Here is a 21,525-nt window from a genome sequence, read left to right as displayed (position 1 = left end):
GTTGCTGTCCGCCGCGCTCGAGCACGTCGTCAAGGGGATCGTCGATCACCCCGACGACGTCGTCATCCGTTCCTCCTCGTCGCCCCGCGGCGAGGTCCTCGAGGTGCGCGTGCACCCCGACGACCGGGGACGGGTGATCGGGCGCGGCGGACGCACCGCCAAGGCGCTGCGCGCGCTGATCTCCGCGCTTGCCGACGGCACGCGCGTTCGCGTCGACGTCGCGGACGACTGACATGGCCGCCGACCCCGCTCGCACTCAGCTGCGCGTCGGGCGCCTCGTCAAGGCGCACGGCCTCAAGGGCGCACTCAAGCTCGAGCTGTACACCGATGATCCCGACGGCCGCTTCGTGCCGGGCGCGACGTTCACGTTGCAGGTCCCCGAGGCGTCTCCCTGGCACGGCAAGTCCGTGACCGTCCGAGAGTTCCGGTGGATGAACTCGCACCCCGTCCTCTTCCTCGAAGACGTCAACGACCGCGATGCCGCCGAGAGCCTCGTCAAGGCCATCCTCTGGGTCGACCAGGACGGCGACGCCACGGCCGAGGACGACGCCTGGTTCGATCACCAGCTCGTCGGCCTCGACGTTGTGCGTGACGGCGAGCGGGTCGGACGCATCGCACGAGTCGATCATCTCCCCGCGCAGGACCTCCTCATCGTCCAGCGCGACGGCGACGACACCGAGATCCTCGTACCGTTCGTCAAGGCGATCGTGCCCGAGGTGGATGTCGCAGGGGGTCGTGTCATCGTGACTCCGCCGGCGGGACTGTTCGAAGACCTGCCCGCTGATGAGTCCGACGACCCCGCGGAAGCTGGTTCCGTGGAAGACGGCGACAGCGCCTCCTCCGAGGACTGACGTGCGCGTCGACGTCGTCACGATCTTCCCCGCGTTCTTCGACGTCCTCGAGGTCTCGCTTCTCGGCAAGGCGCGAGGCGCCGGCCTCCTCGATGTCCGCGTCCACGATCTGCGGGACTACACCACCGATCGGCACCGCACCGTCGACGACACCCCGTACGGCGGCGGCGCCGGCATGGTGATGAAGCCCGAGCCGTGGGGGCTCGCGCTGGATGCGATCGTCGCGGACGCGGGCGACCGGCCGACGTTCATCTTTCCTTCGCCTGCCGGCGAGCGGTTCTCGCAGGGCACCGCTCGCGAGCTGAGCGAAGCGTCGCACCTCGTCTTCGGCTGTGGCCGCTACGAGGGGATCGACGAGCGCGTCTTCGCATACGCGGCGACGCTCGGCGACGTCCGGCTCATGAGCCTTGGCGACTACGTCCTCAACGGGGGAGAGGTCGCCTCGATGGCGATGATCGAAGCGATCGGCCGCCTCATTCCCGGTGTGGTCGGCAACCCCGAGAGCCTCGTCGAGGAGTCGCACGAAGACGGGCTGCTCGAGTACCCCTCCTACACCAAGCCCGCATCCTGGCGTGGCCACGAGGTGCCGGCCGTCCTGCTCAGCGGGCACCACGGCCGCGTCGCGGAGTGGCGGCACGCTCAGCGGGTCGAGCGGACGCGCGAGCGCCGTCCGGACCTGTTGCCCCGAGACCTCGAGGCCTGAGCCGGCCGCCGCGACGACGGACCGGCCCAGGGCACACGTCAGTCGACGCCGAGGAACGACCGGTCGGTGAGGATGACCGGACCGTCCGCAGTGATGGCCACGGTGTGCTCGGAGTGCGCACCGCGGGACCCGTCGGCGCTGCGGAGGGTCCATCCGTCGGCATCCGTGACCAGCTTGTCGGTGCTCTGCAGGAACCAGGGCTCGAGCGCGACCACGAGGCCGGCGCGCAGCGGGTAGCCGCGGCCGGGCTTGCCGTCGTTGGGGACGTGCGGGTCGCCGTGCATCTCCCGGCCGACGCCGTGGCCGCCGAAGTCGGTGTTGATCGACAGCCCGTCGGCCCGGGCGACCGTCGCGACGGCGTGCGAGATGTCGCCGATCTTGTTGCCGACCACGGCGGCTCCGATTGCTGCATCGAGAGCGCGCTCGGTGGTGTCGATGAGGGCGAGATCTTCGTCTCGCGGCGTTCCCACGACGAACGACACGGCCGAGTCGGCCACCCAGCCGTCGACCGAGACCGCGAAGTCGAGCGTGACGAGATCGCCGTCGCGCAAGGCGTAGTCGTGGGGGAGCCCGTGCAGGACCGCGTCGTTGATCGACGTGCAGATCACTTTGCCGAACGGGCTGGCTCCGAACGACGGGTGGTAGTCGATGTAGCAGGATTCAGCGCCGGCGCGGCGGATGAGCTCGTGCGCGCGCCGATCGATCGCGAGGAGGTTCGTGCCGACCTTCGTCTCGTCTCGAAGGGTCGCCAGCGTCTCGGCCACGAAGCGTCCCGCGGGACGCATCGCTTCGATCTCGGCAGGGGTGCGCAGCTCGATCATCGTGATCCTCTCTTCAGCTTCTATCCTGCCGGACCGGCGTAGCATCGGGAGCATGTGGCTGCGACGCGCGCTCTTCCATTGGCTCCTTCCCGCGGCCCTGGCGCTGCCGCTGTGGCTCGTCGTGGGCTGGGCGATCTCGGGTGCGAGCGGCTGGGTGTTCCTTTGGGTCCTGTTCATCGCGGTCCCGGCGGTGCTGATCGGTCAGCTCGTGACGACACTGCTGGTGCGGGCACGCGGCACCGTTCGGCACTCGCGGATGCTGTCGTGGTGGGACGTCCTCGTGTTCACGGTGTGGCACGCGCTCATCATCGTCATCGGGTTCTACCCCGAGGGCGCCTTCTGGCCGCTGCTCTTCGCCGCGGTCGCGGCGTTCCTCGCCGTCTTCTGGGTGTCGCTCTGGCAGCTCTTCCGGGAAGCGCGGCCCGTCTCGCTGTTCTCCGTCGCCACGGATCCGGCGTACCTGCGTGAAGCGATGCGACCGACGTCCGAACGACGTGCCGACGAGAAGGTCGTGATCATCGAAGAGGTCCGGCGCAGCGACGGCTGACGTTTTGGTCAGCAGGGCCCGGCATGGCACAATGAACGCTTGTGCCCTGATAGATCTCTGCCTCAGGGGAGCGGCGCCCGGCGGGCGCCCGGGGCACCGCATCCTTATTCAACTCTCTCGTGGTCGACCTGAGGCGGTCGCAGGAAGAACAGATCATGCAGATCCTCGACTCCGTCGACGCAGCATCGCTGCGCAGCGACATCCCCGCATTCGCCCCCGGCGACACCGTCAAGGTGCACGTCAACATCACCGAGGGCAACCGCTCGCGTATCCAGGTCTTCCAGGGCGTCGTCATCGGCCGCTCGGGCGACGGCGTGCGCGAGACCTTCACCGTCCGGAAGATCAGCTTCCAGGTCGGCGTCGAGCGTACGTTCCCCGTCCACAGCCCCGTGATCGACCACATCGAGGTCGTCACGCGCGGTGACGTCCGTCGCGCGAAGCTGTACTACCTGCGCAACCTGCGCGGCAAGAAGGCGAAGATCAAGGAGAAGCGCGACCGCTGATCGCAGCGACGCATTCTCTGGATGCCCCGGGCTCAGGCTCGGGGCATCCGTCGTCTCCGCTGCGCGGTGACCGGCGATGGTCGCGGAATGTGCGACCCTGGGTAGGGCTCCCCGGCGGGCGAGTCGGATGAGAGGCGATGAATGACCACCGATGACCTTGCCGCGCAGGCGCCGAAGCCCGCGCGTTCACGATCACGTCGCCTCGGCCTGCTTCTTCGCGACATCCTCGTGATCGTCGCCATCGCTCTCGCGGTGTCGTTTCTGGTCAAGACTTTCCTCGTCCGTTCGTTCTACATCCCATCCGGATCCATGGAACGGACGCTGCTGAAGGACGACCGGATCCTCGTCGACCAGCTCACGCCCCGGTTCGGCGGCTACGCGCGGGGTGACGTCGTCGTCTTCCGCGATCCCGGAGGGTGGCTGCCTCCCACCGTCGAGCAGGCCCGTCCGCCGCTCGTCGAGGGCATGGACTGGGTGCTCTCCGTCGTCGGACTGTCGGCTCCCGACAGCAAGGACCACCTCATCAAGCGGATCATCGGGATGCCGGGTGACCATGTCGTGTGCTGCAACGCCGTCGGCCAGATCACGGTGAACGACGTTCCCATCGACGAATCCTCGTACGTCTCGCTCGCGGACGGCCAGTCGGCCCCGCAAGAGGTTCCGTTCGACGTGACGGTGCCCGAGAACTCGCTCTGGGTGCTCGGCGACAACCGTGATCACTCGCGGGACTCGCGCTACAACCGCGACCAGCCCTCGCAGGGCTTCGTCCCGCTCGACAACGTCGTGGGACGAGCTTTCCTCATCACCTGGCCCCTCGACCGCTTCGGCCTCATCGACTTCCACCACGACGTCTTCGCGGGGGTCCCCGCGCCCGAAGGACGATGACCGTCGTCGCGCCCCGGCTGACCGTCGAACGGCGGCTGCTGCGCGAGTACGATTTCGTCATCGCTCTCGACGAGGTCGGGCGGGGCGCGTTGGCGGGCCCGGTGTCGGTCGGTGCCGCCGTGCTCGACGCACGCTGCGCGCGTCGTCGCGTTCCCGAGGGGCTTCGTGACTCGAAGCTCGTGACCGAGCTTCGCCGACCAGAGCTGGCGCTGCGAGCAGCCGACTGGGTCGTGGCCTCGGCGGTGGGGTCGGCCACGCCGGGTGAGATCGACGAGATGGGGATCATGCGGGCGCTCGGCCTGGCCGCTGTTCGCGCGATCCAGGGTCTCGGCGTCGCGGATCCCTTCGCTGCTGAGACCGTCGTCATCCTGGACGGCAATCACGACTATGTCAGTCCGATGGCCGGACCGGGCATGACGGTGCGGACGATCATCAAGGCGGACCGTGACTGCGCCAGTGCCGCGGCGGCGTCGGTCATCGCGAAGGTGGCGCGCGATGCCCACATGACCGAGCTGCACGACGAGACGCCGATGTACGAGTGGGCACGGAACAAGGGTTACGCCAGCGCGCTCCACCGGGCCGCGATCCGGGAGCACGGGCTGTCACGGCATCACCGGGCGTCCTGGGCGATCGCCGACGCGCCGACGCTGTTCTGACTTCGGTGGGCGGGGTCGCGGGGACGAGAACGCCGTGCTGCCGCCGCCTAGGATGGAAGCACCATGGATGACGAAGTCTTCGAAGACTATGACCGCGAGCTGGAGTTGGCGCTCTACAAGGAGTACCGCGACGTCGTGTCGCAGTTCCAGTACGTGATCGAGACCGAGCGTCGCTTCTACCTCGCGAACGACGTCAACGTCGTTCGGCGCGACACCGAGCACGACTTCTACTTCGAGCTGACGATGAACGACGTGTGGGTCTGGGACATCTATCGCGCCGACCGTTTCGTGAAGTCCGTGCGTGTACTGACGTTCAAGGACGTCAACGTCGAGGAGCTCCAGCGCCGCGACTTCGAGCTCCCCGACGAGCTCTCGCTCGACAGCTGACGCTCCTCCCCAGGACCGTCGTCGAGCCGGTTCTGCACGGCCGCGCAGCCGTGACCCCGGGGCCGTCGGCCGCCGCGCGAGAGTGCTCATATGGCAGCGAAAGACGACCGGGGCCGCGCCGGTGAAGAGCGGGCCGCGCGGCACCTGACCCGCCTCGGGTACGACATCCTGGATCGAAACTGGCGCGATCGGCAGGGCGAGATCGACATCGTCGCCGTATCGCGCGACGAACTCGTCATCGTCGAGGTCAAGACCCGGCGGACCGCGGCGTACGGGCATCCGTTCGAGGCGGTGGACGAACGCAAGAAGGACCGGTTGTGGCGGCTCGCCTGCGCCTGGATCGCCGCGCACCCGGGGGGGGGGCGCGGGCGCCGGGTCCGTCTCGACGTCATCGGTATCACCGGCGACGACGTCGATACGGCGGTGCTCGAGCACGTCGAGGACCTGCGGTGAGCCTCGGGCGTACCTGGGCGGTCTCACTCACCGGGCTCGCCGGTGACCTCGTGGAAGTCGAGGCCGACCTGTCGAACCAGACGCCCGCGTTCCGCATCGTCGGACTCGCCGACCGAGCCCTCGCCGAGGCACAGCAGCGGGTGCACAACGCCTGTCAGAACAGCGGGCTGCCGCTGTCACGACGTCGTGTGACGGTCAATCTCTCACCGGCGAGCCTTCCGAAGCAGGGAGCTGGCTTCGATGTCGCCATCGCCGTCGCGGCGCTCGCGACGGAGCTCCCGATGGACCCGACGTCGCTCGCCGACACCGTCCACATCGGCGAGCTGGGCCTCGACGGGCGGCTGCGGCCGGTACCGGGAGTTCTCCCCGCAGTCATCGCCGCAGCGCGCGCGGGGAAGCGGACGGTCATCGTCCCCGAGGCCTGCCGAGCAGAAGCCGCTCTCGTCGACGGGGTCCGCGTCGTCGGATGCCGCACCCTCGCGGGCGTCGCGCGCTGGCACGGGCTCGAGATCGACGGTGATGACGAGGCGGTACCCGAGGTGCCGGTTCCCGCCGATGATGGGGAGCATGACGGCGACGGGCTGCCTGTCGACGATCTCTCGGACATCCGAGGGCAGGAGGAGGCGATCGATGCGCTCGTCGTCGCGGCGGCCGGCGGCCACCATCTGCTCATGAGCGGTCCGCCCGGTGCCGGGAAGACCATGCTTGCACGTCGCCTGCCGGGGATCCTGCCCCCGCTCGGCGACGAGACCGCGCTGCAAGTCGCATCGATTCGCTCGCTGTCGGGCACCGTCGTCGACAGCCTGAGCAGAGTTCCTCCGTTCGAGGCGCCGCATCACAGCGTGAGCGTCGCGGCGCTGGTGGGCGGTGGCAGCAGGTCGCTGCGACCGGGGGCGATCGCTCGGGCGAGCGGGGGCGTCCTGTTTCTCGACGAGGCCGGTGAGTACAGCGCGCACGCGCTGGACTCTCTTCGTCAGCCACTCGAGGCGGGGTCGATCGACATCCACCGGGCGGGATTCCGGGCAACTCTGCCGGCGAGGTTCCAGCTGGTGCTGGCCACGAACCCCTGCCCGTGCGGACAATACGGCGTCCGTGGCGGCAATTGCTCGTGCCCATCCCTCGCGATCCGCCGCTATCTCGGCCGGCTCTCGGGCCCGCTGCTGGACCGCATCGACATCGAGCTCTCGCTTTCGCGGGTGTCGCTCGCCGACCTGACGGCGCGCGGTCCTGCGCAGACGACGACGGCGACCGCGCGCGAGCAGGTCGCGGCCGCGCGGTCGCGTGCCGCTCTGCGATTGGCGGAGACCCCGTGGCGATCGAACGCCGCTGTCTCGGGCGCGTGGCTGCGGGATGGACCGCTCGCTCCCGAACCGCGCGTTCGTGCTCCGCTCGACGCGGCTCTCCAGCGCGGAGCGCTCACCCTGCGTGGCTACGACCGGGTGTTGCGGGTGGCATGGTCGGTGGCCGACCTCGCGGGTCGCGAGCGGCTGACCGCGGGTGACGTCGGGCGCGCGCTGTTCCTGAAGAAGGGGCTCCAGCAGTGAGCGACGACGAGGTGCGCAGTGCGTTGGCGGGGCTCGTGCCCGCGGACGGCCTCGTGGATCCCGAGAGCGGTCGCGAGCGCTGGGGGCGAGCCCGATGGTCGGTGCTGGCCGAGCCCGGAGACGGCATCGCCGGGCTCGCAATACAGCGGCTGGGGGCGTTCCGCGCCCTCGAGTGCGCGCTGCGAGACGACACACCCCCGGCGGAGCTCGGCCTCGAGGTGCGGGACTGGCGCCGCGCCTGTGCCCGGTGGCGTCCGCGGCAGGACGACCACTCCTACGCGATCGAGCGGGCGAAGCGGGTCGGGGTACGGCTCATCGTGCCGGGTGATCCCGCCTGGCCGGAGAGGGTCGAGGAACTCGGCATCCATGCCCCGGTCGCGCTGTGGGCCAGAGGACGGGCAGACGCTCTCGCGGCGCCAGCTGCGGCGGTTGCGCTCGTCGGAGCGCGCGCGGCGACCGCGTACGGTGTGCAGGTCGCGGGGGAGATCGCGGGAGAACTGGGCGTCGCGGGGGTGACGATCGTGTCCGGGGCCGCCGTCGGGATCGACGCTGCGGCGCATCGAGCCTGCCTCGCGGTCGGCGGCAGCACGATCGCCGTGCTCGCGGGGGGCGTCGATAAGGCGTACCCGTCGGGCCATGCCGGCCTGCTGACGGAGGTGTCGCGCCGTGGTGTGGTCGTGAGCGAGGTGCCGTGCGGCACGGCGCCGACAAAGTGGCGTTTTCTGCAGCGCAATCGGGTCATCGCCGCGCTCTCCGATGCCACCGTGGTGGTCGAGGCGGGGTGGCGGTCGGGTTCGTTGAACACCGCGGGCCACGCAGCGGCGCTCGGGCGGGCCCTCGGTGCGGTACCGGGGCCGGTCACCTCTGCGGCGTCGGCAGGATGCCACCGGATCCTCCGCGAGTACGACGGTCGGTGCATCACGAGCGCGGACGACGTCCGGGAGTTGCTCGGGTGGTCGAAGGAGCCCGGGCCTCCCGCGGCTCTCGACAGCGACGGCCGTACGGACGATGCGACCAGGGTGCTCGACGCGCTGAGCACACGAGCGCCCCGGGATGTCGCAGAGATCGCTCGGCGCTCCGGCGTGGCCGGCGAGGAAGTGAGCGCCTGGCTGGGACTCCTGGAGCTCGATGGTCGAGTCGTGTCCGACGAACGCGGGTGGCGTCGAGCGGGCAGTTGACGGCTGGCGTCCCGCGAGCCTGGCCCGGCGGTGCCTGCGGATCGGTCATGCTGGCTGCATGCTCATCTCGGAGGCGGCGGACGCGTACGCAGACCACCTGCTGCGCGTCCGCAGGCTCTCTGAGAACACCGTCCGCGCCTACCGCAATGACCTCGCCGATCTGGCTGCGGCGTCGGGCGACATCGAGCTCGAAGAGGTGGACATCGAGGTGCTCCGCGATTGGGTCTGGCGCGCGAGTGAGCGGGGCGAGGCGCGGTCCACCCTCGCTCGCCGTACCGCGACCGCCCGGGGCTTCTTCGCGTGGGCGACCGAGCGCGGCGCGATCGCCAGCGACCCCGCCCTCCGCCTGGCGTCACCGAAGCGGGCGCGGACCCTGCCCAAAGTCGCGACCGCTCAGACGGTGGCATCCGTCCTCGACGATCTGCGGGCGCGGGCGGCCGACGGAGATCCGGTTCTCCTCCGCGACCACGCGATCCTCGAAGCGCTGTACGCGACCGGCATCCGCGTGTCCGAACTATGCGGACTGGACCTCGACGACATCGACAGCGAACGCCGCACGGCACGTGTCATGGGCAAGGGCGATAAGGACCGGGTCGTTCCCGTAGGCGGTCCGGCATTCGACGCCGTGCAGGCTTACCTGGTCCGCGGGCGTCCGGTGCTCGCGGCGCGCGCCGCAGGCCGAGCAGAAGCCGCGCGTGCAGTGTTCCTCGGGTCGCGCGGTGGTCGGCTGACGGCGCGCGCCGTATACGCGACGGTCTCGGAGAAGCTCGGCCCCGCACTCGGGGTGGATGCCGTCGGGCCGCACACTCTGCGGCATTCCGCCGCGACCCATCTGCTGGATGGCGGTGCCGACCTGCGGGCCGTTCAGGAGATCCTCGGGCACGCGAGCCTCGGCACGACGCAGATCTACACGCACGTCTCGGGGGAACGGCTCGCCGCCGCCTATCGACAAGCGCATCCGCGCGCATGATGGTGCGCTGGCCCTCCGCCGTCGTAGCGTTGGGAGAGCGCACGGAGGAGCACGAAGAGGGGGCACGCATGAGAAGAGTTGCTGCAGCGATCGGCGCGACCGTGCTCGTCGGGATGCTCGCTTCATGCGCGCCGGTGGCGTCGAACGAGCCCGACCGGATCGTCCGGCCTACGGCGCCGCAGACCTCGGCGGCTCCCTCGGCCTCGCCCGCCGCGACGCCGGAAGCATCATCCGACGCGACGGTTCCGGCGGTGCCGGGGCCGAACGACCCCGCGTGCATCGACGGCGTCGTCGCGATCCGCGGGACCGACCTCGACCTCGTTTTCGCCGGCGAGTGCGACGTGGTCCGCATCGAGGGTGCTTCGCTCGACGTCGACCTCGAGCGAGCGCGCGTCGGAAACGTCCTCGCGAGTGGTGATCGCATCGAGATCGACCTCGGCTCGGTCGACTCGCTCGAGATCACGGGGCAATCCGCCGATGTGGATGCCGTCAGGGTCGGCGCCCTCACCATCGCAGGAGACCGCAACTCCGTCGACGCCGACGAGGTCGGCACCGTATCGGTATCGGGCAACGACAACCACGTCGACGCGGATCGCCTGGGAGCGGTCACCCAGAGCGGTGACCGCAACACGATCGGGAACGACTGACGCTCAGCAGCACGGCAACAGGATCGGCCTGGTGAGGCCACCCATCATCAGGAGCGGGTTGATGTACTCACCGTTGCGCCGCACTCCGAAGTGGATCGTGCCGTCGCCGGTATGGCCGCCGGGCGCCACGGTTCCCACCGGCTCCCCTCGGCCGACCGCCGTCCCCGTCTGCAGGCCCGTGTCGACCGGCTCGAGACTGGTCACCACCCCGTCGCCGTGGTCGATCGTCACGACGGGGCGGCCGGCGACGGGCCCCGCGAACGCGATGACACCGTTCGCCGGCGCGACGACCTCGCCCTCGCCCCCGTTGGCGAGGTCAACCCCTCGATGCCCGGGAGCGTACTCATGTGCCGGAGCTTCGAAGGCTCGCGCGACGGCGGCTCCGCGCAGCGGCATGGTCCAGCCGGGTGAAGGACGCGGCTCACCACCTGGCGCGACGGCGTCGGGAAGAAACGTGCTCACGATGAGGAGCGCTGCTGCGAGCAGGGCGGCCGGGGAACGGGTCACGAGTCGAGTCTCGAGACCTGTTCGTTCGCCGCAGCGACGTCGGCCGCGACACGTGAGCAACCCGTTCGCACGCAGCGTCGGGGAGGAGCGGCTCACTGCTACACTGATCACCGCACCTCGCTCGTCGAGGTGACTACGCGTGCCCTGAGCGATCGGTTCCCGATCGTGGCGCATCTTCCCCAGGTCTCCCGCTCCGGCGGCGAGCGGAAGTGTGTCGGGCGCCAGGAGTACCGGGCCGTCGGTCCGGCGAATCAACCGAAACAGAAGGAGAACGGCCATGGCCGTCGTCACCATTCGCCAGCTGCTCGACAGCGGCGTCCACTTCGGGCACCAGACCCGCCGCTGGAACCCGAAAGTCAAGCGCTTCATCCTCACCGAGCGCTCGGGCATCCACATCATCGACCTGCAGCAGTCGCTGTCGTACATCGACCGTGCCTACGAGTACGTCAAGGAGACGGTTGCGCACGGCGGCACCATCCTCTTCGTCGGCACCAAGAAGCAGGCGCAGGAGGTCATCGCCGAGCAGGCGACCCGCGTGGGTCAGCCCTACGTGAACCAGCGCTGGCTCGGTGGTCTGCTGACCAACTTCCAGACGGTCTCGAAGCGCCTCGCCCGCATGAAGGAGCTCGAGGAGCTCGACTTCGAGAACCCCGCGGCCAGCGGCTTCACGAAGAAGGAGCTGCTGCTCAAGAAACGCGAGCTCGACAAGCTGCACAAGTCGCTCGGCGGTATCCGCAACCTGCAGAAGACCCCGTCGGCCATCTGGGTCGTCGACGCCAAGCGCGAGCACCTCGCGATCGATGAGGCCAAGAAGCTCGGCATCCCCGTGATCGGCATCCTCGACACGAACGCCGACCCCGACGAGTTCCAGTACCCGATCCCCGGTAACGACGACGCGATCCGTTCGGTGAGCCTGCTCACGCGCATCGTCGCCGACGCTGCTGCCGAGGGCCTCATCCAGCGCCACCAGCCGTCCGACGAGTCGGCCGAGGCCGAGCCCCTCGCCGACTGGGAGCGCGAGCTGCTCGAGAGCGCTCCTGCAGAGACCGCTGCCGCCGAGAACGCCCCGGTCGAGGGCGCTGACGCTGAGGTCGCCGCGACGGAGACGCCCGCCGACGAGGCCGGTGCCGAGGCGCAGGCCGAGGCCGTCGCCACCGAGGCCACCGAGAAGTAATCAGCGCGTCTTCCTGACCCGCTACGATCGGCGCGGCCGCGGCTGAGCCCGGCCGCGCCGATCGGCATCCACGAGATTTCACACAGACAGAAGGAGCCGCCACTCATGGCAAACTTCACCATCGCCGACATCAAGGCTCTGCGCGAGCAGCTCGGCACCGGAATGGTCGACACCAAGAAGGCCCTCGAAGAGGCCGACGGCGACGTCGAGAAGGCCGTCGAGATCCTCCGCCTCAAGGGGGCGAAGGGCAACGCGAAGCGTGCCGACCGCTCCACGAGCGAGGGCCTCGTCGTCGCGCGTGAGCAGGACGGGAAGGTCACCCTCGTCGAGCTCGCATGCGAGACCGACTTCGTCGCGAAGAACGACCGTTTCATCGCTCTGGCCGATAAGGTCGCAGACGCGGCCGCCGCGGCATCCGCCGACTCGGTCGAGGCCGCCCTCGCCGCAGACGCGTCGGGCCAGACGATCGAGCAGCTCATCAACGATGAGGCCGCCATCATCGGCGAGAAGGTCGAGCTGCGTCGCGTGCGCACGCTGACCGGCGACGCGTTCGAGATCTACCTGCACAAGACGAGCAAGGACCTGCCCCCGCAGATCGGCGTCGTCGTGGCGTACTCGGGCTCGGACGCGGAGACCGCCCGCTCGATCGCGCAGCACATCTCGTTCGCGAACCCCAGCTACCTGTCGCGCGAGGACGTTCCCGAGGCCGACGTCGAGAAGGAGCGCGAGATCGTCACCGAGATCTCCCGCAACGAGGGCAAGCCCGAGGCCGCCCTTCCCAAGATCGTCGAGGGCCGCGTGGGTGCGTTCTTCAAGCAGGTCGCCCTCCTCGACCAGGACTACGCGAAGGACAACAAGCTGTCCGTCGCGCAGGTCGCGAAGGACGCCGGCATCACCATCACCGACTTCGCTCGGTTCAAGGTCGGCGCGTAACAGCCCGAAAGGCCCGCATCTTCGGATGCGGGCCTTTTCCATGCCCATCCGGGCGATACTCTGCAACACAGCGATGAGAGGGACACGATGAACGATGAGAAGACCGGGCGCCGTCGCGTCCTGCTGAAGCTGTCGGGCGAGGCATTCGGTGGCGGCCAGCTGGGCGTGAACCCGGATGTCGTCGGGCAGATCGCCCGCGAGATCGCTGAGGCCGCCGACCGGGTGGAGGTCGCCATCGTCGTCGGCGGCGGGAACTTCTTCCGAGGCGCAGAGCTGAGCCAGCGCGGGATGGACCGCGGTCGCGCCGACTACATGGGCATGCTCGGCACCGTGATGAACGCCCTCGCATTGCAGGACTTCCTTGAGCAGGCCGGCGCCGCAACGCGCGTGCAGTCGGCCATCTCGATGACGCAGGTCGCTGAGCCGTACATTCCCCGTCGCGCGGAGCGCCACATGGAGAAGGGTCGCGTCGTCATCTTCGGCGCCGGCGCCGGTCTGCCCTACTTCTCCACCGACACGGTGGCGGCGCAGCGCGCCCTCGAGATCAAGGCCGATGAGGTCCTGGTGGCCAAGAACGGTGTCGACGCGGTCTACACGGCCGACCCGAAGAAGGACCCCACGGCGGAGAGGATCGAGCAGATCACCTACGGCGAGGCGCTGCAACAGGGGCTCAAGGTCGTGGACTCCACCGCATTCAGCCTGTGCATGGACAATGGCATCGACATGCGCGTCTTCGGCATGGAGCCGGCGGGGAACGTCACGCGCGCACTGCTGGGCGAGCGCATCGGCACGCTCGTCACCGTCTGAGCCCCGCCCGCCTGCAGACTAGACTTGACCGGACGTACCGACGAATGGAGTGACGTGATCCCCGAGATACTCGCTGACACGAAAGCCCGCATGGAACGCGCCGTCGAGGCGGCCAAGGAGGACTTCTCCACCGTGCGCACGGGGCGCGCCAACACGGCGCTGTTCCAGAAGATCCTCGTCGACTACTACGGGTCGCCGACTCCGCTCGCGCAGCTCGCGTCGCTCAACAACCCCGAGGCCCGCACGATCATCGTCACGCCGTACGACAAGTCGGCGCTCAAGGCGATCGAGCAGGCGATCCGCGACACCCCCAACCTCGGCGTGAACCCGACGAACGACGGCAACATCGTGCGCGTCACCATGCCCGAGCTCACGGAGGAGCGCCGCAAGGAGTACGTCAAGCTCGTCCGTTCGAAGGGCGAGGACCACAAGGTCCACCTGCGCGGCATCCGGCGGAAGTCCAAGGACGAGCTCGATGGTCTCAAGAGCGAGGTCGGCGAGGACGAGCTGGTGCGTGCGGAGAAGGAACTCGACGGTCTCACGCGTGCACACGTCGACCTCATCGACGACGCGCTCAAGCGCAAAGAGGCCGAGCTTCTCGAGGTCTGAGACCGATGAGCGCACCCGGCGACGACGCCCCGTCTCGATCCGAGCGGGAGCGGTCCCGTTCGCGCGAGCACGGTGATTCGGCGTTTCAGAATCAGGTGCGTGCCGCGCGAACGGAGTTCGAACAGCACATCGGCCGAGCTCGGGCCGACTTCGAGCAGGCGAACGAGCGCATCAACGCGCGGACCGGACGCAATCTCTTCGTCGCGATCCTGATCGGGGTCGCCATCGGCGTCGTCGTGATCGGGTCGCTCATCTTCGTGAAGTGGGTGTTCGTCCTCTTCGCGATCCCCGTCGCGCTGCTCGGCGTCTTCGAGTTCGTCCGAGCCCTGCAGGCCGCGGGACGACGCGTGGACGTCGCACCGCAGCTGGTCGCCGGCGCCGCGGTGCTGGCGGCGGGCTTCCTCCTCGATGCCGGCACGCACTGGGTCGTTGTCTTCGCCGCCGTGGTCACGGTGATCGTCTGGCGGTTGATGGCGCAGATGGTGAGCGGCGAGAGCCGTCGCTACGGCCAGGTGCTCAGCGACGTGCTCATCAGCGGGTTCGTTCAGCTCTACGTCCCGTTCCTCGGAAGCCTGCTGCTCATCCTCCTGCGCGAGGACGGCGGAGAGTTCTGGGTCCTCGCGATGATCGCCGTCGTGGTGGGCGCGGACACCGGCGCGTATGCCGCGGGGCTCGCCTTCGGCAAGCATCCGATGGCCCCGCGAATCAGCCCGAAGAAGACTTGGGAGGGTTTCGCAGGCGCGGGCGTGGTCGCGATGCTCGTCGCTGTCGGGTTCGCCTGGCTGCTTCTCGGACTTCCGGCGTGGACCGGCGTCATCATCGGTATCGTCATCCTCGGTTCCGCCACGGTCGGTGATCTGGCTGAGTCGATGATCAAGCGTGATCTCGGCATCAAGGACATGAGCTCGTGGCTGCCGGGCCACGGGGGAGTGCTCGACCGACTCGACTCGATCCTGCCGTCCACCGTCGTGGCGCTCGTCCTCTTCCACGCTCTGTCCCCTCTGGTGATGTCATGACCTCGACCGATACCTCCCTGTCCACGAGCCCGTTCCCCGAGGTGCAGGGACGAGCCAAGGGATACGACCGAGCCGCTGTGGATGCCTTCCTGCGGCGCGCTCGCGAAGCGTTCGAGGCGTCCGAGGAGGACGACCTCGACTCCGCCGCGATTCGCGCGACCGCCTTCCCGCTCGTGCGCGGCGGGTATGCCGTCGCCCCCGTCGACGCCGCGATCGGACGGATCGAGGACGCATTCGCGGCGCGCGAGCGGGAACGTGCCCTGTCACGTGCGGGCGCCCGCGCCTGGGTCGGCCGCTCACGCAATCTCGCCCAGGAGATACTCGACCGGCTGTCGCGTCCCGAGCGGCGGAGGTTCGATCGTGTGGGTGTGCTGTCGTACGGCTACCGCATGGACGAGGTCGACCTCGTGGCGGACCGCATCGCCCGCTACCTCGAGTCAGGTGAACCGCTCACCGTCGAGCAGGTGCGATCGGTCGCGTTCCGCATGCAGCGCGGAGGCTACCGCGAAGCGCAGGTCGATGCGGTTCTCGACGGCGTGGTGTCGGTGATTCTCGCCATCGGGTGAGTCTGATGGAGAGAAGCTGCACGCCTCGCTAAACTCGAGGGCATTGTGACTTCCCGCTCGACTGTCTCCCGGCGCACGACGCGCGTCCCGGCTCGTCGCCGGAGCACGCCGGTCTCCGCGCGCTGGTCGCGACGTCGCGGTGTGTCCTCCGTCTTCGCCGCGGTCGCTGCGCTCGGTATGGCGGGCGGCGCTCTGGCACCGCTCGGCACCGCACTCGCGGTCGCCCAGGAGAAGCCCGTCGAAGTCGTCTCGCTGTGGGCCGAGTCGCGCGGCGACGCGCAGGCGCTGTCCGGTGACGGAACGGCGACGACGCCCGCTCAGCTCGATCGCAGCGGCTTCACCGTGTACGTCGCTCCCAAGCCGACGCCGACCCCCACCCCGACCCCCACCCCGGTGGAAGGCGAGAGCACCGGGACGTCGCGCGCAGCGCCGGTCCTGTACTCCGGCGGGGGATCTTCCGCCGACTGGCTGAGCGCCGCCGGCATCCCGGAGAGCGACTGGGGCTACGTCGACTACATCGTGTCGCGCGAGAGCAGCTGGAACCCGAACGCGACGAACGCTTCGTCGGGGGCCTGCGGTCTCGTTCAGGCCTATCCCTGCAGCAAGGTGCCGGGCAGTGGGTACGACCCCGTCGACAACCTCACGTGGGCGAACGGCTACGCCGTCGGACGTTACGGCAGCTGGAGCGAGGCGTATGCCTTCTGGTCCAGCAACCACTGGTGGTGACTGCGCGCGTCATGCCCCGTTCCAACAGGCGACGGCCGGAACCGCGCGACGACTCGCTCGAGCGGCTGCTGAGCGGCTGGAAGCGCTCCGAGACGCGACGTGGCGTCGAATGGACCGTGCAGCCGGTGTCGGCCGCGCAATCGCAGAAGACCTATACCTGCCCGGGCTGCGGGCGTGACATCGCGCCCGCCACGGCGCATGTGGTCGCGTGGCGGGCGGACGGTGTCCTGGGCGACGCCGCGGACCTCGCCGCGCGTCGGCATTGGCATTCGGCATGTTGGAGGATCGCATGAGCTTCGAAATCCGTGGACCCGTTCAGCTCCCCGCACGTCGTGAGGACATCGAGCTCCGCACGCTCGACGAGCTGACCCTGGTCGGCGAGCTCGCGCTGCCACAGGATCGCGAACCGGTCGCGACGCTCGTCACCCTGCATCCGCTTCCGACGGCGGGCGGATTCATGGACTCGCACATCCTGCGCAAGGCGGCCGGGCGCCTCCCCGCCCTCGCCGACCTCGCCGTGCTGCGTTTCAACACCCGAGGAACGACATCGCCTCGGGGGACCAGCGAGGGGACGTTCGAGGGCGGTGTCGGCGAGGTGTTCGACGTCGCGGCGGCGATGGCGTTCGTGCGCGATCGGGGCCTGCCGCGTCCTTGGCTGGTCGGTTGGTCCTTCGGAACCGAGCTCGCCCTCAAATACGGGCGCGACCACGACATCGAGGGCGTCGTTCTCCTCTCGCCGCCGTTGCACCGGGCCACAGCCGACGAGGTCGCTGCCTGGGCAGGCGACGATCGACGAGTCGTCATCGTGGTGCCCGAGTTCGACGACTACCTCCGCCCGGACGAGGCGCGTCAGCGCTTCGCCTCGATCCCGCATGCGACGCTCATCGCCGTCGAGGGCGGCAAACACCTGTGGGTGGGGGAGAACCAGACCCGTCGGGTGCTCACCGAGATCGTCGCGGCCGTCAACCCCGACGCGCTGCCGCTCGCCGAAGAGTGGGACGACGATCACGCGGCGGACGACGCCTCCTGAGCGTCAGCGCTCGTTCTGCCGCGGGATCACGACCTGGCGGTAGATGATCAGGATGCTGGCTGCCACCGGGATCGCCACGAGCGCTCCGAGGAGCTGCCCCAGCGCGGCTCCGGCGAGGGCTGCGATGACCACCACCGCGCCGGGGATCGATACGGCACGGTTCATGATGCGCGGCGAGATGAGGTAGGCCTCGACCTGCATGTACACGAGGTACCAGATCGCCGCCCACAGTGCCGTCTGGGGTTCTGCGAGTCCGGGTATCAGGCAGGTGAGCACGATGATCGCCGACCCGGTGAGGGTTCCCACCAGGGGGATGAGCGAGAAGAAGAAGGCGATGACCGCGAGCACCGCGGGGAAGGGGGCTCCGATCACGCTCAGGAAGATGGCACTGAGCACACCGTTGATGACGCCCAGGGACACCTGGCCCATGACGTAGAAGCCGACGGATGCCGTGATCTGCTCGGCCAGGTCGATGAAGCGCGGCCGTCGCGAAGCCGGCACGAGCTGATAGACCGCAGCCTTCAGGTTCGGGGTCGACGCCGTGAAGTAGATCGTCAGGATGAGCACGATGACCGCGCCGGTGAACCCGCTGATGATGCCACCGCCGATCAGGATGATCGAGCCCGTGATCGACCCGCCGATCGCCCCGATGTCGAGCGAGTTGTACCAGTCGGAGAGGTACTGGAACAGCTCGTCGACGTTCAGCTGCGGGAAGGTGACGGTCAGCCAGTCCTTGACGGCGTTGACCGGGTCCCAGTCGCCGTTGGTGACGAGGTCCTGGATGGCGGCCACGAGCTGCGAGATCTGCGAGACGATGATCGGCACGACCATGAGGATGATGCCGGCGAAGGCCGCGAGCAGCGCTGCGAAGGTGATCAGGAGAGCTGCCCATCGTGGCAGGCGTCGCCGCTCGAGCCACGAGACCACCGGGTCGAGCCCGAGAGCGAGGAAGAGCGCGGTGCCGACGTAGAGAAGGATGGTCGAGAGGGTCTGGATGCCCCCGATGATCACGATGCCCACGCCGACGCCGAGCGTGGCGATCAGTGCAGTGCGAAACGGGTTCTGGATCTTCACGAACGCCTCCGGGGTCGAATCACTTCACTTTACGAGCCGCGCGAACTTTCGTTGGGAGGCGCCCCTTTCACGACCCTTTCAGGTCGTTTTGGATACTCTGGAACGTCGATCAAGCGTTCGGTGGTCCCGTTCCGAATGTGGAGAGGTGTTTCTTCGTGCGTTTCGTGTGGGCTGTCGTCGCCTTCGTCCTGGCCACCGTCATGATCGGGGCGGGTATCGCGCAGCGCACGATCCTGCGCGGGCCCGAGACCGTCACCGAGTCGGTGACGGTGACGGGAGACGCCCCCTTCACCCTCATCGACGGCGCCGTGCTCACCTCGCGCCCCGGCGCGCAGGCATTGAGCGTTCAGGGCACCGGGACCGTCTTCGCCGCATACGGCCGCACGTCCGACGTGACCGCGTGGCTCGCGCGCACCGATTACACGCGCCTCGGCGTCGACGCCGAGGGGGCGATCACGACTTCCCAGGTCGCGGCCTCGTCCGCGCCGACGCCGGATGCCGACGGCAACATCCCGGCGATGCCGTCACCGGTCGGGTCGGATCTCTGGCTCGAAGAGTTCCAGCGCGATGACGCGCTGACCACATCCCTGCAGCTGCCGCAGGACATGAGCGTCCTGATCGCATCGGACGGCACCGCGCCCGCGCCCGCCGACATCCAGGTGACGTGGCCGATCGAGTCGAACACGCCCTGGGCCGGCCCGCTGATCGTGGCCGGTGGGATCCTCCTCGCGTTCGGAATCGTCATGTACGCGCTCGGCTGGCGCCATCTGCGTCGCTCGCGCGGTCCGCGACGGAAGGGGCTTCCGATGAGCGCCACTCAGCCCATCGATCTCGCGACGGACGCGGAAGCGAAGGGCGTCATCTCGTCCACGCCGCCGCGACGCCGCCTGACACGCGGGCGTCAGGCTCTCCTCGCGATCCCGCTGGTCTCCCTCGTGGCGCTGACGGGGTGCTCGGCGGACGCCTGGCCCCAGTTGGCCCCGAGCCCGACTCCCTCGCCGACCACGATGGTCGTCGCCGACCCCGATCAGGCGCCGCCGGCGGTGACTCAGCAGCAGGCCGAGCGCATCCTCACGCGTATCGCGGAAGACGTCTCGACGGCCGACGCGAGCGCTGACGCCGCCCTCGCCGGCACGCGGCTCGCGGGGCCGGCGCTCGCGGAGCGCGAGACCAATTACACCCTCCGCTCCAAGATCACCGATCGTGCCCCGCTGCCGCCCATCCCGGCGGAACCCCTCGAGATCCTCCTGCCGGAGACGTTCGAGAAGTGGCCGCGTACCTTCCTCGCGGTCGTCGAAGGCGGCGAGGGCGCAGCTGACACGATCATGACGGTCAGTCAGCAGGATCCCTGGTCCAACTACAAGCTCGGCTACATCGCCGAGCTGGCGACCGATTCGTTCCCGGAACTCGCACCGGCATACCTGGGTGCCGCGCAGGTGGCGCCGGACTCGCCGTTCCTCGTCCTGCCGCCGAAGGACCTCGCGGCCGCATACGCCGACCTGCTGACCAACGGCGACGCGAGTCCTTATGCGGGCTTGTTCGAAGCGGACGGCGACGCCTTCCGTGCGGGCGTCACCTCCAACCGCGAGCAGATCGTCAACGACTTCAACCAGACAGGTGCGGAGACGGGCACGGTCTCGTTCACGACCCAGGCCGGGACGCAGCCGCCGATCGCCCTCCAGACGCTCGAGAGCGGCGCCGTCGTGGCGGTGACCATCACAGAGGACCACACGTTCAAGCCGAGCAATCCGGATGCCGTGATCAACGTGCCCGACACCAACCCGGTCGCGAGCGCGCTGACAGGAGTGTCGCAGTCGTCCACCGGCTTCACCACCACGTACGCGGACCAGCTGTTCTTCTTCGTGCCCGGCGCCGGCTCATCCGAGCCGATCCAGTTCCTCGGCTACCGTTCCAATGTCCTCTCAGCAAAGGTCGTATGAATGAGTGATCCTTCCTCCAACGCCGTGCTCCGTGGCGCGCTCGATCTGTCGTCGCTGCGTAACCGCCCCACGGGCCCGGTGCCCGCGTCGGCACCCGCCGGGCAGCCGTCCGAGAGTGCATCGAGCCTGATCTTCGACGTAACCGACCAGACTTTCGGTGAGGTCCTCGAGCTCTCGCGAACGGTACCCGTCGTCGTGGATCTCTGGGCGGAATGGTGCGGCCCGTGCAAGCAGCTGAGCCCCGTGCTCGAGAAGGTCGTCACCGAGCTGGCCGGTCGCGTCGTCCTCGCCAAGGTCGATGTCGACGCCAACCCGCAGCTCGCGCAAGGGTTCCGAGCGCAGTCGATCCCGATGGTGGTCGCGCTGGTGGCAGGGCAGCCCGTGCCGCTGTTCACCGGAGCGGTGCCCGAGCAGCAGGTGCGCGAGGTCTTCGCGCAACTGCTTCAACTCGCGTCTCAGCACGGTGTCACCGGCACCGTTCCCCTGGAAGGGGAGACGGACGCACCGGTAGAGGCCGCCGAGCCGCCGCTGCCCCCGCTGCATGCCGAAGCCTTCGCTGCGATCGAAGCGGGCGACTACCCGCGTGCGATCAGCGCTTACGAGCGGGCGCTCGCGGAGAACCCGCGCGACGCCGACGCTCAGGCGGGTCTCGGACAGGTCAAGCTCCTCGACCGGGTGCAGGGCGTCGACCTCGGTGAGGCCCGCGCCGCAGCCGCGGCCGCGCCGCACGATGTCGATGCGCAGCTGCGCGTCGCCGACCTCGATGTCGCCGGTGGTCACGTCGACGACGCGTTCGGCCGACTCCTGGATCTGTTCGCCGCGGTCGACGGGGATGCTCGATCGACGGTGCGCGACAGGCTCCTCGAGCTGTTCGGCCTCGTGGGAAACGCCGACCCGCGAGTCATCAGCGCGCGCCGGCGGCTCACCTCTCTGATGTTCTGAGGCGAACGCCGCGGGCCCGGGGTGTCACCGTTAGTGACATACCCCGGGCCCGCGGC

27 protein-coding genes are annotated in these 21,525 nt (G+C 69.0%); 24 read left to right on the top strand and 3 right to left on the bottom strand.

Features of this window, described 5'->3' with window-relative positions; all coding sequences use genetic code 11:
* Window position 1 precedes the first annotated feature (1 nt).
* From ACLBWJ_RS02095 to trmD, 3 genes are read left to right on the top strand one after another with little or no spacing between them, the layout of a single operon-like run.
* Window positions 2-232 carry an RNA-binding protein gene (locus ACLBWJ_RS02095; protein ID WP_023950977.1) on the top strand — a complete coding sequence of 77 codons (231 nt, stop codon included), beginning with the start codon at window positions 2-4 and terminating at the stop codon, window positions 230-232.
* Window position 233: 1 nt separating this feature from the next.
* Window positions 234-851 carry a ribosome maturation factor RimM gene (gene rimM, locus ACLBWJ_RS02090; RefSeq protein WP_274177807.1) on the top strand — a complete coding sequence of 206 codons (618 nt, stop codon included), beginning with the start codon at window positions 234-236 and terminating at the stop codon, window positions 849-851.
* Window position 852: 1 nt separating this feature from the next.
* The gene (gene trmD, locus ACLBWJ_RS02085; protein ID WP_274177808.1) at window positions 853-1,554 is read left to right on the top strand and encodes a tRNA (guanosine(37)-N1)-methyltransferase TrmD; all 702 of its coding nucleotides are present in this window, start codon (window positions 853-855) and stop codon (window positions 1,552-1,554) included.
* Window positions 1,555-1,592: 38 nt separating this feature from the next.
* Here the strand turns inward: trmD and map are convergent, their stop codons facing one another.
* Window positions 1,593-2,375 carry a type I methionyl aminopeptidase gene (map, locus tag ACLBWJ_RS02080; protein ID WP_112614490.1) on the bottom strand — a complete coding sequence of 261 codons (783 nt, stop codon included), beginning with the start codon at window positions 2,373-2,375 and terminating at the stop codon, window positions 1,593-1,595.
* Between the two features lie 52 nt (window positions 2,376-2,427).
* Between map and ACLBWJ_RS02075 the strand changes: the two genes are divergently transcribed.
* The 10 genes from ACLBWJ_RS02075 (at window position 2,428) to ACLBWJ_RS02030 (ending at window position 10,145) form a co-directional block, all read left to right on the top strand.
* Window positions 2,428-2,922 (top strand): MFS transporter permease, encoded by a 495-nt coding sequence (locus ACLBWJ_RS02075; RefSeq protein WP_114589340.1) that lies wholly within the window; start codon window positions 2,428-2,430, stop codon window positions 2,920-2,922.
* 155 nt (window positions 2,923-3,077) lie between these two features.
* Complete coding sequence (gene rplS, locus ACLBWJ_RS02070) at window positions 3,078-3,425, top strand: 50S ribosomal protein L19 (protein WP_023950969.1); 348 nt, start codon at window positions 3,078-3,080, stop codon at window positions 3,423-3,425.
* 141 nt (window positions 3,426-3,566) lie between these two features.
* Window positions 3,567-4,310: a signal peptidase I gene (lepB, locus tag ACLBWJ_RS02065; protein ID WP_114589341.1), complete on the top strand. Its 744-nt coding sequence runs from the start codon at window positions 3,567-3,569 to the stop codon at window positions 4,308-4,310.
* The gene (locus ACLBWJ_RS02060; RefSeq protein WP_447659647.1) at window positions 4,307-4,966 is read left to right on the top strand and encodes a ribonuclease HII; all 660 of its coding nucleotides are present in this window, start codon (window positions 4,307-4,309) and stop codon (window positions 4,964-4,966) included. The genes lepB and ACLBWJ_RS02060 overlap by 4 nt, the downstream gene beginning before the upstream one ends.
* A gap of 63 nt (window positions 4,967-5,029) precedes the next feature.
* Window positions 5,030-5,353: a DUF2469 family protein gene (locus ACLBWJ_RS02055; RefSeq protein ID WP_023950963.1), complete on the top strand. Its 324-nt coding sequence runs from the start codon at window positions 5,030-5,032 to the stop codon at window positions 5,351-5,353.
* 90 nt (window positions 5,354-5,443) lie between these two features.
* Window positions 5,444-5,806, top strand: coding sequence for a YraN family protein (locus ACLBWJ_RS02050; protein WP_447659646.1), 363 nt, complete (start codon window positions 5,444-5,446; stop codon window positions 5,804-5,806).
* The gene (locus ACLBWJ_RS02045) at window positions 5,803-7,350 is read left to right on the top strand and encodes a YifB family Mg chelatase-like AAA ATPase (RefSeq protein WP_447659645.1); all 1,548 of its coding nucleotides are present in this window, start codon (window positions 5,803-5,805) and stop codon (window positions 7,348-7,350) included. Before ACLBWJ_RS02050 ends, ACLBWJ_RS02045 begins: the two co-directional genes overlap by 4 nt.
* A complete protein-coding gene (gene dprA / locus ACLBWJ_RS02040; RefSeq protein WP_274177810.1) occupies window positions 7,347-8,528 on the top strand; it encodes a DNA-processing protein DprA in 1,182 nt (393 codons plus the stop codon). The genes ACLBWJ_RS02045 and dprA overlap by 4 nt, the downstream gene beginning before the upstream one ends.
* 58 nt (window positions 8,529-8,586) lie before the next feature.
* Entirely contained in the window at window positions 8,587-9,498 is a 912-nt protein-coding gene (locus tag ACLBWJ_RS02035) for a tyrosine recombinase XerC (protein ID WP_274177811.1), read from the top strand.
* A 68-nt stretch (window positions 9,499-9,566) separates the two neighbouring features.
* Complete coding sequence (locus ACLBWJ_RS02030) at window positions 9,567-10,145, top strand: DUF3060 domain-containing protein (RefSeq protein ID WP_282502519.1); 579 nt, start codon at window positions 9,567-9,569, stop codon at window positions 10,143-10,145.
* Window positions 10,146-10,148: 3 nt separating this feature from the next.
* Here the strand turns inward: ACLBWJ_RS02030 and ACLBWJ_RS02025 are convergent, their stop codons facing one another.
* Window positions 10,149-10,652 (bottom strand): murein hydrolase activator EnvC family protein, encoded by a 504-nt coding sequence (locus ACLBWJ_RS02025; RefSeq protein ID WP_282502520.1) that lies wholly within the window; start codon window positions 10,650-10,652, stop codon window positions 10,149-10,151.
* A 277-nt stretch (window positions 10,653-10,929) separates the two neighbouring features.
* Between ACLBWJ_RS02025 and rpsB the strand changes: the two genes are divergently transcribed.
* The 9 genes from rpsB to ACLBWJ_RS01980 all read left to right on the top strand — a co-directional run bounded on the left by rpsB (window position 10,930) and on the right by ACLBWJ_RS01980 (window position 17,513).
* Window positions 10,930-11,826 (top strand): 30S ribosomal protein S2, encoded by an 897-nt coding sequence (gene rpsB, locus ACLBWJ_RS02020; protein ID WP_274177814.1) that lies wholly within the window; start codon window positions 10,930-10,932, stop codon window positions 11,824-11,826.
* A gap of 105 nt (window positions 11,827-11,931) precedes the next feature.
* The gene (gene tsf / locus ACLBWJ_RS02015) at window positions 11,932-12,759 is read left to right on the top strand and encodes a translation elongation factor Ts (protein WP_023950948.1); all 828 of its coding nucleotides are present in this window, start codon (window positions 11,932-11,934) and stop codon (window positions 12,757-12,759) included.
* Window positions 12,760-12,846: 87 nt separating this feature from the next.
* Window positions 12,847-13,566: a UMP kinase gene (gene pyrH, locus ACLBWJ_RS02010; protein ID WP_114589348.1), complete on the top strand. Its 720-nt coding sequence runs from the start codon at window positions 12,847-12,849 to the stop codon at window positions 13,564-13,566.
* A 54-nt stretch (window positions 13,567-13,620) separates the two neighbouring features.
* Window positions 13,621-14,175, top strand: a complete 555-nt coding sequence (gene frr / locus ACLBWJ_RS02005) for a ribosome recycling factor (protein WP_112614568.1) — start codon at window positions 13,621-13,623, stop codon at window positions 14,173-14,175.
* Window positions 14,176-14,270: 95 nt separating this feature from the next.
* Window positions 14,271-15,191, top strand: coding sequence for a phosphatidate cytidylyltransferase (locus tag ACLBWJ_RS02000; RefSeq protein ID WP_240309839.1), 921 nt, complete (start codon window positions 14,271-14,273; stop codon window positions 15,189-15,191).
* Window positions 15,188-15,757, top strand: coding sequence for a DivIVA domain-containing protein (locus tag ACLBWJ_RS01995; protein WP_112614572.1), 570 nt, complete (start codon window positions 15,188-15,190; stop codon window positions 15,755-15,757). Before ACLBWJ_RS02000 ends, ACLBWJ_RS01995 begins: the two co-directional genes overlap by 4 nt.
* 141 nt (window positions 15,758-15,898) lie before the next feature.
* Window positions 15,899-16,483 (top strand): aggregation-promoting factor C-terminal-like domain-containing protein, encoded by a 585-nt coding sequence (locus ACLBWJ_RS01990; RefSeq protein ID WP_240309840.1) that lies wholly within the window; start codon window positions 15,899-15,901, stop codon window positions 16,481-16,483.
* Between the two features lie 11 nt (window positions 16,484-16,494).
* Window positions 16,495-16,776, top strand: coding sequence for a hypothetical protein (locus ACLBWJ_RS01985; protein ID WP_274177817.1), 282 nt, complete (start codon window positions 16,495-16,497; stop codon window positions 16,774-16,776).
* Window positions 16,773-17,513, top strand: coding sequence for an alpha/beta hydrolase (locus ACLBWJ_RS01980; RefSeq protein WP_274177818.1), 741 nt, complete (start codon window positions 16,773-16,775; stop codon window positions 17,511-17,513). Before ACLBWJ_RS01985 ends, ACLBWJ_RS01980 begins: the two co-directional genes overlap by 4 nt.
* Window positions 17,514-17,516: 3 nt before the next feature.
* Here ACLBWJ_RS01980 and ACLBWJ_RS01975 read toward each other — a convergent pair whose 3' ends face one another.
* The gene (locus ACLBWJ_RS01975) at window positions 17,517-18,587 is read right to left on the bottom strand and encodes an AI-2E family transporter (protein ID WP_114589351.1); all 1,071 of its coding nucleotides are present in this window, start codon (window positions 18,585-18,587) and stop codon (window positions 17,517-17,519) included.
* A 155-nt stretch (window positions 18,588-18,742) separates the two neighbouring features.
* Here ACLBWJ_RS01975 and ACLBWJ_RS01970 point away from each other — a divergent pair, with 155 nt between their 5' ends.
* A complete protein-coding gene (locus ACLBWJ_RS01970; protein WP_447659641.1) occupies window positions 18,743-20,527 on the top strand; it encodes a glycosyl transferase in 1,785 nt (594 codons plus the stop codon).
* The gene (locus ACLBWJ_RS01965; protein WP_282502523.1) at window positions 20,528-21,469 is read left to right on the top strand and encodes a tetratricopeptide repeat protein; all 942 of its coding nucleotides are present in this window, start codon (window positions 20,528-20,530) and stop codon (window positions 21,467-21,469) included.
* The last annotated feature ends 56 nt before the right edge of the window (window positions 21,470-21,525 follow it).

The sequence above is a fragment of the Microbacterium sp. M4A5_1d genome, assembly GCF_053345465.1.
This window is presented reverse-complemented; position numbering and strand designations above follow the sequence as displayed.

Coding starts and splice junctions, on each gene's coding strand:
- ACLBWJ_RS02035 (WP_274177811.1), top strand. CDS start 8,587: ATGCTCATCTCGGAGGCGGCGGACGCGTACGCAGACCACCTGCTGCGC.
- rplS (WP_023950969.1), top strand. CDS start 3,078: ATGCAGATCCTCGACTCCGTCGACGCAGCATCGCTGCGCAGCGACATC.
- ACLBWJ_RS02060 (WP_447659647.1), top strand. CDS start 4,307: ATGACCGTCGTCGCGCCCCGGCTGACCGTCGAACGGCGGCTGCTGCGC.
- pyrH (WP_114589348.1), top strand. CDS start 12,847: ATGAACGATGAGAAGACCGGGCGCCGTCGCGTCCTGCTGAAGCTGTCG.
- rpsB (WP_274177814.1), top strand. CDS start 10,930: ATGGCCGTCGTCACCATTCGCCAGCTGCTCGACAGCGGCGTCCACTTC.
- lepB (WP_114589341.1), top strand. CDS start 3,567: ATGACCACCGATGACCTTGCCGCGCAGGCGCCGAAGCCCGCGCGTTCA.
- ACLBWJ_RS02055 (WP_023950963.1), top strand. CDS start 5,030: ATGGATGACGAAGTCTTCGAAGACTATGACCGCGAGCTGGAGTTGGCG.
- ACLBWJ_RS01965 (WP_282502523.1), top strand. CDS start 20,528: ATGAGTGATCCTTCCTCCAACGCCGTGCTCCGTGGCGCGCTCGATCTG.
- ACLBWJ_RS01980 (WP_274177818.1), top strand. CDS start 16,773: ATGAGCTTCGAAATCCGTGGACCCGTTCAGCTCCCCGCACGTCGTGAG.
- map (WP_112614490.1), bottom strand. CDS start 2,375: ATGATCGAGCTGCGCACCCCTGCCGAGATCGAAGCGATGCGTCCCGCG.
- tsf (WP_023950948.1), top strand. CDS start 11,932: ATGGCAAACTTCACCATCGCCGACATCAAGGCTCTGCGCGAGCAGCTC.
- ACLBWJ_RS02030 (WP_282502519.1), top strand. CDS start 9,567: ATGAGAAGAGTTGCTGCAGCGATCGGCGCGACCGTGCTCGTCGGGATG.
- rimM (WP_274177807.1), top strand. CDS start 234: ATGGCCGCCGACCCCGCTCGCACTCAGCTGCGCGTCGGGCGCCTCGTC.
- ACLBWJ_RS01995 (WP_112614572.1), top strand. CDS start 15,188: ATGACCTCGACCGATACCTCCCTGTCCACGAGCCCGTTCCCCGAGGTG.
- ACLBWJ_RS01985 (WP_274177817.1), top strand. CDS start 16,495: ATGCCCCGTTCCAACAGGCGACGGCCGGAACCGCGCGACGACTCGCTC.
- ACLBWJ_RS02050 (WP_447659646.1), top strand. CDS start 5,444: ATGGCAGCGAAAGACGACCGGGGCCGCGCCGGTGAAGAGCGGGCCGCG.
- ACLBWJ_RS02075 (WP_114589340.1), top strand. CDS start 2,428: ATGTGGCTGCGACGCGCGCTCTTCCATTGGCTCCTTCCCGCGGCCCTG.